Origin of the sequence: Pseudomonas endophytica (assembly GCF_001411475.1) — a bacterium.
Lineage (GTDB): Bacteria > Pseudomonadota > Gammaproteobacteria > Pseudomonadales > Pseudomonadaceae > Aquipseudomonas > Aquipseudomonas endophytica.
Genome location: NZ_LLWH01000165.1, coordinates 142,092 through 153,054, shown reverse-complemented (window position 1 = coordinate 153,054; position 10,963 = coordinate 142,092). Strand labels below are relative to the sequence as shown.

General features: G+C 56.0%; 9 protein-coding genes and 1 pseudogene. 4 read left to right on the top strand and 6 right to left on the bottom strand.

Going from position 1 to position 10,963, the window contains the following annotated elements; genetic code table 11:
- A pseudogene (locus tag AQS70_RS12205) lies at positions 1-303 on the top strand (purine nucleoside transporter PunC); the annotation flags it as partial.
- Between the two features lie 91 nt (positions 304-394).
- Here the strand turns inward: AQS70_RS12205 and AQS70_RS12200 are convergent.
- Complete coding sequence (locus AQS70_RS12200) at positions 395-1,090, bottom strand: pirin family protein (protein WP_055103024.1); 696 nt, start codon at positions 1,088-1,090, stop codon at positions 395-397.
- 269 nt (positions 1,091-1,359) lie between these two features.
- On the opposite strand from AQS70_RS12200, the gene AQS70_RS12195 reads away from it, so the two are divergent.
- The gene (locus tag AQS70_RS12195; protein ID WP_055103023.1) at positions 1,360-3,828 is read left to right on the top strand and encodes a UvrD-helicase domain-containing protein; all 2,469 of its coding nucleotides are present in this window, start codon (positions 1,360-1,362) and stop codon (positions 3,826-3,828) included.
- A gap of 81 nt (positions 3,829-3,909) precedes the next feature.
- Here the strand turns inward: AQS70_RS12195 and AQS70_RS12190 are convergent, their stop codons facing one another.
- Complete coding sequence (locus AQS70_RS12190; protein ID WP_055103036.1) at positions 3,910-4,182, bottom strand: DUF1652 domain-containing protein; 273 nt, start codon at positions 4,180-4,182, stop codon at positions 3,910-3,912.
- Between the two features lie 255 nt (positions 4,183-4,437).
- Here AQS70_RS12190 and AQS70_RS12185 point away from each other — a divergent pair, with 255 nt between their 5' ends.
- The gene (locus tag AQS70_RS12185; RefSeq protein WP_055103022.1) at positions 4,438-5,256 is read left to right on the top strand and encodes a helix-turn-helix domain-containing protein; all 819 of its coding nucleotides are present in this window, start codon (positions 4,438-4,440) and stop codon (positions 5,254-5,256) included.
- A 49-nt stretch (positions 5,257-5,305) separates the two neighbouring features.
- The gene (locus AQS70_RS12180) at positions 5,306-6,712 is read left to right on the top strand and encodes an NAD(P)/FAD-dependent oxidoreductase (RefSeq protein WP_055103021.1); all 1,407 of its coding nucleotides are present in this window, start codon (positions 5,306-5,308) and stop codon (positions 6,710-6,712) included.
- A gap of 154 nt (positions 6,713-6,866) precedes the next feature.
- On the opposite strand, the gene AQS70_RS12175 is transcribed toward AQS70_RS12180, so the two are convergent.
- From AQS70_RS12175 to AQS70_RS12160, 4 genes are read right to left on the bottom strand one after another with little or no spacing between them, the layout of a single operon-like run.
- The gene (locus tag AQS70_RS12175) at positions 6,867-7,826 is read right to left on the bottom strand and encodes a 2-hydroxyacid dehydrogenase (RefSeq protein ID WP_055103035.1); all 960 of its coding nucleotides are present in this window, start codon (positions 7,824-7,826) and stop codon (positions 6,867-6,869) included.
- 20 nt (positions 7,827-7,846) lie between these two features.
- Entirely contained in the window at positions 7,847-9,142 is a 1,296-nt protein-coding gene (locus AQS70_RS12170; protein ID WP_055103020.1) for an MFS transporter, read from the bottom strand.
- Positions 9,143-9,198: 56 nt separating this feature from the next.
- On the bottom strand, positions 9,199-10,143 hold the full coding sequence (locus AQS70_RS12165) for a sugar kinase (RefSeq protein WP_055103019.1): 945 nt from the start codon (positions 10,141-10,143) through the stop codon (positions 9,199-9,201).
- A complete protein-coding gene (locus tag AQS70_RS12160) occupies positions 10,136-10,918 on the bottom strand; it encodes a sugar phosphate isomerase/epimerase family protein (RefSeq protein WP_055103018.1) in 783 nt (260 codons plus the stop codon). Before AQS70_RS12160 ends, AQS70_RS12165 begins: the two co-directional genes overlap by 8 nt.
- Positions 10,919-10,963: the final 45 nt, after the last annotated feature.

The following is a 10,963-nucleotide window of genomic DNA, read 5'->3' as shown; positions in this document are numbered from 1 at the left end:
ACACTGGCAACCCTTTTGATCCCGTTCTGCCTGATGGCGTTGGTTAACGGCGCGAGCTATCCGATCGTGGTGGCGAACGCTCTGATGCCGTTTGCCGCAAACTCAGGCAAAGCGGCTGGATTGCAAAACACCTTGCAGCTTGGGTTGTGTTTTCTGAGCAGTTTGCTGGTGTCGACCTATATCAGTCAGCCGCTCACCATTACCGTCGAGGTGATGTTGGCAACGGCGCCGTTGGCGGTGTTGGGGTATGTGATTCAACGCCGTAAGGCCCAGACCGAGACGCTTGCGGCGTCCAATGGCTGAGATCCTTCGGTAAAAGCCGATCAAAAGATCGCACCTGCGCACGGGCTCTTAGGCGCCGGAGCGATCTTCTGATCTAACCTGATTGGGCGCATCAGGCCACATCCACCAAGACAACTTCGCTGTCTTCAATCGCGGTTACCCGTAGCACGCTTTCATCGACGATGGCCACACCATCACGCGCGTGCGCCCTAAGGCCGTTGACTTCAATCACCCCGGTAGCAGGCACCAAGTAGGCGCGGCGACCGTTGTCCAAGCGGTACTCGGCGCTTTCCCCGGCTTTGAGGTTGGCCGCTACCACACGGGCATCCGCCCGGATAGTCAGGCTTTCTTGGTCGTCCTGTTGGCCGTTGGCCAAGGTCACAAAGCCTTCACGTAGACTTTTGGGGAAAGGTTTGGAACCCCATGTAGGTGCGTCCCCAGCGTGATCAGGAATAATCCAGATCTGAAAAATCGTAGTCGGCGTTGACTCCAGGTTGTATTCACTGTGAACAATCCCGGTGCCTGCGCTCATCACTTGCACGTCACCCGCTTCGGTGCGGCCTTTGTTGCCCAGGCTGTCTTCGTGGGTGATGGCTCCTTCACGCACATAGGTAATGATTTCCATGTCGTGATGGGGGTGATGCGGGAAGCCTGTGCCTGGGGCGATCACATCATCGTTCCAGACACGCAGGTTGCCCCAGTGCATCCTGTTGGGGTCGTAGTAGTTGGCGAACGAAAAATGATGATGCGCATCCAACCAACCGTGATGAGCGCCACCCAAGGTGTTGAAGGGTCTGAGTTCAAGCATGATGCTTCTCCTGTGAAGGTCGCCGGATAGGTTTGAACGGTGACTTGATGGATGATGGCGTTGATTTTCTAGCAGAGAAGTATCGAAAAAAAGCGCAAAAAATGCTTAAAACCTATCAGTTAAGTTGATATGTATGCGGGTTTGATAAGCGGAGTTTGCTTTTAAAAAAGCCTCTAAGCAGCTGATGTGCCAGCAATTCGCTAGATCTATGAGCGCAATGCGGCGACCATAGCCCCTGAACTCGTACAGCCTCACACTTTGGAGTCAGCGTGACGCAACACATCCCCGATCTGCCCGAGCAACTTGTCCCCGAATCTCAGCTGCCATGGTTTAAGCGCCTCGTCGCACGGATGTTTGGCGGCGGTTTGAGTCGCTTGCGCGTCCAACATGCCGCGTCGTGGTTGCACGGGCAGGCTGACGGGTTTCGCAGCGGCCACGGCGCAGGGTTCGATTACGGTTTCAAGGAAGGCCACGCTGAAGGTTTCGAAGAAGGGCGCCAAGTGCTGCTGATCAGCGACACCCGCCCGCAAGTTCTGCGCGCACCAGGGATTGATGACCATCTGTTCGACGATTGGCGCCTGCCACTGAGCCCTGAGCTTAAAAAACAGATCAAAGCCGATGTAGCGGCGCTGTTACCTGCGTATGCCCAGCCGAGCGCTGCGCAGTGGAAGATGATTTTCAGTGACACACCGTCGACTTCAGTGGTGGCCGGCGCCGGAGCGGGCAAGTCGACATCACTGGTGCTGCGAATTCTATTGCTGACGCATTACTTGGGCTTTGAGCTCGATTCAATGACGGTCGTGACCTTTACCCGAGAGTCGCGCAAAGACTTCATCAGCAAGCTGCAACAGATCTTCACGCTGTGGGGCCGCCCCTTAACCCTTAAAGAAGCCCGCGATGTGGTACGTACCTTCCACTCGCGGATTTTGCCGATGGTGCGCAGCCTGCCCGGTTATAGCCAGCTCCAAGCATTTGAAACACTCAGTTCGCGCGCTCTACTGAGCGAAGACGAAGGTGACAGCAACCCGTTTGACCTGCGTATCAACGATGCTCAGCGCCAACAACTCAATGCCTGTTATCACGCCCTCTACAGCCGGGATGAACGTTTTCGCGAGACGCTCGCTCCACTGTGCCGTCATGCGCTGCAACTCAAGGAGTTGGAGCGCGATCATCCAGATGTGCAAAAACGCATGGCGGTGACTGAGCTAGCGGCTAAACGTGATGAAGAACTGTGCGACCTTTTGGAAGACCTGTGGTTTGCCGCGGGTGCTTGGCCGATAAAAGGCATTGAGCCGAACCGCGAAACGCTGGAGATCAATGGTTCGAAATTTCATTGCCACGGCTATATCCCGCAGTTGGATGCTTGGGTAGTGCTTGGATTCGATCCCCGTGAAAACCCGCAAATTAGTCGCCCCGGCGCTAAGTTAAGCGTGCGCGCAGAGTGGGCTGTTAAGCGCACACTGTTTCGAGCTTTTTGCAGCAAGCCATTGATTTGGTTAGAGAGCTATGAAGACGCGAAGCGTGTGCTCTCAACGTTGGCCGGGGATGCCAGTGCCGGGCCGGGCTTTGATTACAAACTCAAGGGTGAGTTGAGCTCTGCGCCGTTGCTGGATTGTTTTGTGTCTGCCGCCAGCTTTATCGAAAACCTTGGGCTTGACGTTGCCGCTGCTGTGGGCGACATGCGCTTTGCTAGGGACGACCCGGATCGTTTCTTCTTTGAGGCCTTAAGCCTGTACTGGCGTGCCCTAGAAGATCATCTATTGACGCAAACGCCGCCGGTGATGACCTACAACCGAATGTTTTCGCTGTTTGGTGAGAATACGCCGCAAAACTTCAAGTTGCTGAGCCATGAGCAACTGCGGCCGCTCTCGCATCTGATGATTGATGAATTTCAAGACGTGTCACCGCAAATCGTCTCGTGGTTGCGTGCCAGTTTGCGTGAAATCCGTAGCCGTGGGCCTGCGATGCATATCGGACGTGGCGCTCAGCGTTCGTCGTTGCTGTGTGTCGGCGATGACTGGCAGTCCATCTATGGCTGGCGTGGCAGTTCGCCCAAGTACTTTATGGAGTTCAACAAAGAGTTCTCATCGCCTGCCACCACGCGGGTGATGCTCAGCGATAACTTCCGCAGCCATCAGCACATCATCGACGCGGCTGAGCACATCGTGCGGGCGGCGCCTTCAATTGCTGGCAAACGCGCCAAGGCCAGCGGCGAGCTGAAACAGGTGGTGCCAGTGAAAGTCTTAAACCGAGATATTCAAGATCTGGTTGCACGGCTGACCGAACACTACAATGCGGGCGACCGGATCTTAATCCTCTATCGAAAAATCAGCGATAAACTGTTGATAGAAAAGGATATACAGTCGGTAGTTAATCTAGATTCTAGCTTGGCGCCAGAAGACCGCAGGCTTAAACAACTGACGTATCACAGCGCTAAGGGCTTACAGGCGGATGCTGTTTTCCTGATTGGGGATTGCCAGCACCTAACGTCATCGCCCTATAAGAACCAGGTGTATCGCATGGCGGGTCTGGGTAAGGACGCAGAATCTGACCCCTATGACAATGCGCAAAAAGACGAAATCCTGAGATTGGCCTACGTCGGTATAACGAGGGCGGTGAGCCATTGCTATTGGTATCTGGAAAGCCAAGATGGCCAAGGGCCGAACCAGCCTAAAGCGTCCGACCGGATTCCCAAAGGCAAAGCGTTTTTTGAAGACCTGCGCACCTCGAATGGCTAACCCCTCTAGCAGCAAGCTTGCTCGCGATCTTTAACACGATTAAAAGATCGCGAGTTCAAGCTAGCGCCTATAGACCAGGCATTACGCCTGCCACGCCATGGGTGGTTGGAAGCTTTCAATTTCGTCTTCCACCGCCTGGATGATGCGCGCGACCTCTGCGCTACTCATGGACGGGGTGCAGGGAATGCCAGCAATCGCAAGCATGGTTTGCCCGGTGGCACGGTCAAAGAGTCTGGCAACCATACTTTTGGGCGCGTCCATGGTCGCCTCAAAGCCTATGGGGTGAAAGTGCCAGCGCATGAGTTGGCATGCGTTGGGGAAGCTGAACTTATCGATGGTGCATACCTTTTTCATGAGAGCGATTCCTTTTGCTCTGAAGAAATGGAGAAACGCGAACTTTTCCCTGAGTGTTTGCGAGTCCTTCAAGCTCAAGCTATCACCCATGAGTGATGGCGATAAGCCTTTTTTTGCCTGCGGACAATTTTTTGGCGTCAAAGTTGACATGCATCATGAAATTAATCGTTTAAGCGTGGCGCCAACGGGTTTTCCCCGTTATTGAAGCCTGCCCTCAAACTCGGCATTCTGATTTTTTCTACCAGTTGAGCGCTTATGTCACAACTCGACGACGGCCCCGAACACAGCCAAGCGACTGGCGAGACGGTCATGCGTTATCACGTGTGCTGGAAGTACCGTGATCTGGACGCAGTGATGGCGCTTTATCATCCCGATGTGCGCTATCACGACTTCTTCCAGAACCGGGTCATGGCCATCGCGCAGCTGCGCGAGTACGTACAAATGTCCATGCCCAGAGCCGCCGACGAGGCGCTTGAGCACAGTGATCGAATTCGCATAGATGGCAACACGGCGTTCATTCAATACCGCATGACCTTACGCGGCAGTCAGGGGCTGGTGTCGTTTCGTGCCAGTGAGGCAATTACCGTGCGCGATGGCTTGATCTGGCGGGTAAATGAGTACGCCTCCTTGGTTCATGAAAGTACCCCCGAGGCTGTGCAGCGATCTCCGTTGCGCCCGGCAGTCAGTCGGCTTGGATTATCAGCCCGCCAACTGAGTTTCATGGCGCAAGACCTGCAAAGCTATTTCGAACGTCAGCAGCCGTATCTCGATCCAGATCTGGACCTGCAACAGGTTGCAAAAGCCTGTGGTTATACGCGTAACCAGATGTCGTACTTGCTCAATCAGGTGCTGGGCCAAAGCTTTTACCGCTATGTGAATCAGGCCCGGTTGCGGCATGTGCTAGCTGCCATGGACACAGCGATTTCACCGATAAAAGTGGATGAAGTCGCGTTCGCGGCCGGTTTTAACTCTATTTCGGCTTTTTATAAGTGCTTTCGCCAGCACACGGGGCAGTCGCCCAAGGCTTACGCAAAGCAAATTTCTTTGCGGGTACGCACGCAAGACGTTCCCTGACCACAGAGGCTAGGATCGCTGCATTCTTGAACACAAGGTGGAGTCGCTAATGCCAGCATGGCGCACGATCAGTTTATGGATGGATCAACTTGAGGAACCCCTGACGCCTCGGGCTGCACTTGAGCACGACCTCGATGTCGATGTGCTGATCATTGGCGCTGGCTACACCGGGCTGTGGACCGCTTACTACCTCAAACGCCATGCGCCGCAATTGAGTGTCGCCATTGTTGAGGCGCAGACCGCAGGGTTTGGTGCATCAGGGCGCAACGGTGGCTGGCTGATGGGCAACCTGCTGGGCGAAGACCGGCTGCTTGCCGGGCTGGCAGTTGAGCAGCGGCATCAATCGTTTGCGTTGTTGCATGGCATTCCTGATGAAGTGAAGGCCGTCATTGATCGTGAAGGGATTGATTGCGACTACCGCAAAGGCGGGGCTTTGTATTGCGCGGCGCGTTATCCCGAGCAAGAGGCCAGCATGCGCAGCTATTTGGCCAAGTTGCGCGGTTTGGGCTTGAGCGAGGCGGATTACCGCTGGCTGAACCCGAGCGAATTGGCGCAACAGATCCGTGTCGCCAAGCCCTATGGCGGGATTTTTACGCCCCATGTAGCAACCCTTCATCCGGCCAAATTAGTGCGCGGACTGGCTCGCGCCGTTGAGCGCATGGGCGTACAGATTTATGAGCAGACCCCAGTCACACATTGGCAATCAGGCCGTGTACGTACGGCCAAGGCGCAAGTGCGCAGCCGTTGGGTCGTACCCGCAGTGGAAGGTTATGCCAATACGCTTGCCCCCCTAGGACGTTATCAATTACCAGTGCAAAGCTTGATTGTGGCCACAGAGCCATTATCTGAGGCGCTTTGGGACACCATTGGTTTGTCGCAGGGGCAAGCCTTTAGCGAGAGCAGTCGCCAAGTCACCTATGGCCAACGCACGGCGGATAACCGTCTGGTGTTCGGCGCACGAGGTGGCTACCAGTTTGGCGGGCGATTACGCGATAACTTCGACTTGACCCGCAGTGAAGTTGAGCTGCGTCGCTACCTGTTCAGCGAATTATTTCCGCAGTTAAACAACGTCGACATTAGTCATGCCTGGGGCGGCAACTTGGGCATGTCTCGACGCTTTCAACCGCATATGCTTTGCGACCGCGAGCAAGGCCTCGCGCTGGCGGGTGGTTACGGTGGCGAAGGGGTTGGGGCCAGCCATCTGGGCGGACGAACCTTGGCCGATCTGATTCTGCAACGCGACACATTAGCCGTTAAACAGCCTTGGGTGCTGACGGAGGGCGGGCTGAGCGCGCTCAAGGCTTGGGAACCCGAACCCTGTCGCTGGTTGGGTTACAACGCGATTATTCGAAGTTTTGTGTACGAAGACAAAACCTTGGCAAATCTTGATAGCCCGCCATGGCGTCGGCAATTTGCTAGTCGCGTGGCGGATTTTATGGAAGGTTTCATGCAGTAACTCGTGTTGTCTAATCAGGACCTTTTTATGAGCATCACGCATTTGCCTGATGGATAACTGGGTAGCTGCCGCAGGCTGCGATCTTTGCTTTTAAAAATCAAAAGATCGCAGCCCAAAGCGGATTGCCGCCCCAAAAAGGCCAACCGGCTACAGCTTAATTGACCGGGTTGGCAGGGCGTTCGCCTGCTAAGGCGGCCAATAGGTTATCCACCGCGCAGCGAGCCATCGCCTCGCGGGTTTCAACGGTGGCCGAGCCGATATGCGGTGTGGCCACCACATTGTCCATGTGCAACAGCGGCGAGTTCGCATCCAGCGGTTCGCGCTCAAACACGTCCAACCCAGCTGCGCGGATTTGGCCCTGCTGCAAGGCTTGAATCATTGCCGCTTCGTCGACCACCTTGCCTCGCGCAATGTTGATAAAAATGCTCTCCGGGCGCATGAGTGCAAAGGCCTGGGCGCCGATTAAACCCTCGGTCTGTGCGGTCAGCGGCAAGGTCAGGCAAATAAAGTCGGCTTCTTGTAACAGGTCGTTCAAGCTGCGGTATTGCGCATTAAAACGGGCTTCTACTGCGGGTTTTGGCGAGTTGCTGTGGTAAATCACCGGCATCCCGAAACCGAAGTGACCCCGCTGAGCCAAGGCTTCGCCGATACGGCCCATGCCAATAATGCCCAAGGTTTTGCCGTGCACGTCGGTGCCAAACCATTCTGGGCCGATGTTTTTCTGCCATTGCCCATTGCGCACTTTAATCGCCAGCTCCACGACCCTCCGGGCGGTGGCCATGATCAGGGCAAAGCCGGTGTCGGCCGTGGTTTCGGTGAGCACACCCGGGGTGTTGGTGAGCTGGATCTTGCGCTTGCTCAGGTAGTCGATGTCGTAGTTATCAACGCCCACCGAAACGCTGGCCACGGCTTCGAGCTTGGGTGCCAAGTCCAGCAGTCGAGCGTCGAGCTTTAGGCTGGCGCCGAGCAGGCCATGGGCGTGGGGCAGGGCCGCGCGCAGTTGTTCTAACCCTTGGGCGTCAAGGCGCTTGATCAGCGTGACGTGGGTCTGGGCTTCGAGCCGCTGCATGAGCGGCTCGGACAGTTCTTTGTACAGCACGACATGTTTTTTCAAGGGGTTCACCGACATTGAAATCAAGAATGTGCCAAGCGCTGTGGCGCGCTGGTTTTAGGAGCCACCGGCTCTTGGGTGGTAGGGGTCAGCATCAGCGTCAATAACACTGAGATCAGCAGTGCGCCGCTCATGAGCAGGTAGGACGCGCCCGGCGAGCCGGTTTCGCTGTTCAAGTAACCCACCAGGTATGAGCCGCCAAACGAGCCCAGTGCGCCCATGCTGTTAATCAGCGCCATGGCACCCCCCGCGACATTGGCGGGCAATATTTCCGGGATGATGGCGAAAAACGGACCGTACGGGGCGTACATGCACGCCCCGGCTATCACCAGCAAGCTGTAGGACCACCAGAAGTGGTCGGCCCCCAGTGCGTAAGATCCATAAAACGCGACAGAAGCAATCAGCAGCGGTGGCCAGACAAAACGTTTACGTTTTTGCAGTTTGTCTGAGCCCCAAGACACGGCGAGCATCGCAATCACCGCCGCCAAATAGGGCAGGGCCGAGAGCCACCCGGCTTCGATCATGTCCATCTGCGCACCCTGCTTGAGGATCGACGGCAGCCACAGCACAAAGCCATAGACCCCAATGCTCCAGCAAAAGAACTGCAAAGCCAGAAGGATGACTTTGGGCGAGCGAAAGGCCGCTGCGTAGTTTTTTACCGGTTTCATGCCCACTTGCTCGGCATCCAGCGCACTTTGCAGGTCTTGTTTCTCTTGTTGGCTGAGCCATTTGGCATCGCTTGGGCGGTCGTCCGCCAAGCGCCACCAAATAAAGGCCCAGAGCACCGCAGGCAGGCCCTCGACGATAAACATCCAGCGCCAGCTGTAATGCTCCACCAAATACCCCGACACCACTGACATCCAGAGCATGGTCACCGGGTTGCCCAGAATCAAAAAGGTATTAGCACGTGAGCGTTCGGCACGGGTAAACCAGTGGCACAGGTACACCAACATGGCCGGCATGACGGCGGCTTCTACCACGCCGAGCATGAAACGAATCACGATCAGGCTGTAAGCGTTGGACACTACACCGGTCAAGGTGGCAAGACTGCCCCACAGGATCAGGCTGACAAAAATCAGCTTTTTCACACTGTTACGTTGCGCGTAAACCGCCCCAGGCACTTGGAAAAAGAAGTACCCGAGAAAGAACAACGCCCCCAGCAATGACGACAAACCCGGGGTGATGTTGAGGTCTGCGGCCATCCCTGATGCGGCGGCAAAGCCGTAGTTGGCGCGGTCTAGATACGCCAGGCTGTAGGTGATAAAGACGATCGGCATGATGTACCACCACCGGCGGGTGGCGAGTTTCAGTGAGTGCATAGCGATGCTCCTGAGCTTGTTGTTTTTGTCGCAGCAGGTAACGGGTGCAGCAATATTCAAACGATTGCGGTGTAATCAAGCAGCTCGGCGCGGGTCGGTAGGCCTTCCATATCGCCACGGCTTTGCACGGCACGACTGCCGATCCAGTTGCCGCGCTGCACCGCTTCGACAAACCCGAGGTTTTCCAGCAGAGCACTGATAACGCCGACCGCAAAGCCGTCCCCAGCGCCCACTGTGTCAACCACGTGCGCCACAGGGACGGCTGAAATGAACTGCTCGGTGTGGGCGGTGCGCAAGAAAGCACCTTTGGCACCGAGTTTGATAACGACTGCCTCGGCACCTTGGTCCAGATAGAACGCAGCGATGTCAGTTGGGGCCTCATAGCCGGTCAGTAACTGGCCCTCGCTTAACCCCGGTAACACCCAGTGCGCGTAAGCGGCGAGGGCATTGATGTCGCGAATCATCTGCTGCTCGCTGACCCATAGCGATGGCCGCAGATTCGGGTCGAATGACACACTGTTGCCCGCGGCGCGCATGGTTTTCATCAGCTCAAACGACAACTCATTGCAACTGGCCGACAGCGCAGGGGGAATGCCGGTGGCATGAAGGTGCCGAGCGCTGAGCAACGTGTCGCAAATCGCTGAACGGTTTAAGTGACTGGCCGCAGAGCCTCGGCGGAAATACTCCACGCACGGATCACTGCCGTCATCGGCCCGGGATTTGAGCTGAAAGCCTGTGGGCTGCTGCGGATCAATCTCGACGTGCTGGCAGTCCAGCCCCTCGGCTTGCAGGGTATTGAGCACAAAGCGCCCGAGGGAGTCTGCGCCTACGCGACTCAACCACTTCACGTTGAACCCCAGACGCGCCAAACCAATGGCCACATTGCTGTCAGCCCCGGCAATGCGTTTGTGAAACAACTCGACGTGAGCCAGATCGCCGGTTTGCTCGGCCACCCACATCGCCATGGTTTCGCCAAATGACAACACATCGACCTTAGACATGGCTCAGCTCCTGTTGCGCACGGCTGAGTTTGGCTAGAACCTGCACGTGTTCTCGGCTCAGTTGGTTCAAATCGTCACCCTGCAGCGGGTATTCAACCGCACGGGTCAGGCCATGCGGCATGTGCTTCATCAACTGCTCCCAGGTCTGCAAGTCGGTCGCTGTTGGTGCAGTGGCAATCAATTTGCCATCTGGGCGTCGTGCCACGCCTTTGCAATGTAAATAACTTACATGGCGACCCAGCAGGCGCGCAGCGGTGCTGGCGGATTGGTCTTGCCACTGCCAATTGCCAATATCGAAGGTCATGCTGATAGGTGCTTGCAACTGCTCGACACTGTCGAAAAAACGCTGCATGGGCTCGATACGTCCGCCTTGAGAGGTTTGGTCGTTTTCCACCAATAACCGCACGGGTTGCTGGTTAAGGCAGGCAGCAAGCTGTTGTACGTCGCAATGCTCGGTGAAATAGCCCAGTGATACTTTGAGCCAGTGGGCGCCGAAGCCATGGGCACGTTGCAAAGTGGGTAGCAGTTGCGGATTAGGCCGCGATTGCCCAGCCTCCCAAAGCTCCATCGGGGATGAAAACAAGCATTCCAGGCCGTGCTGATTAACCGCGTGTTTAAAGCTGGCCGAGTCTTCGCTGGTGAGCAACTCCTCACGCAGTTCGATGCGTGACGCACCTGCATTGGCCAGTAACTCAATAAAACTGGCTTGCCCGCGGTCGCGCACGAGGTCTGCGCCGTAGCTCGACAAGCTGATGGAAACAGGAAATGTAGTCATTGTTATTGATCTCTGAAACCGGTTTCATTTTTGTGCTGAGTTTTC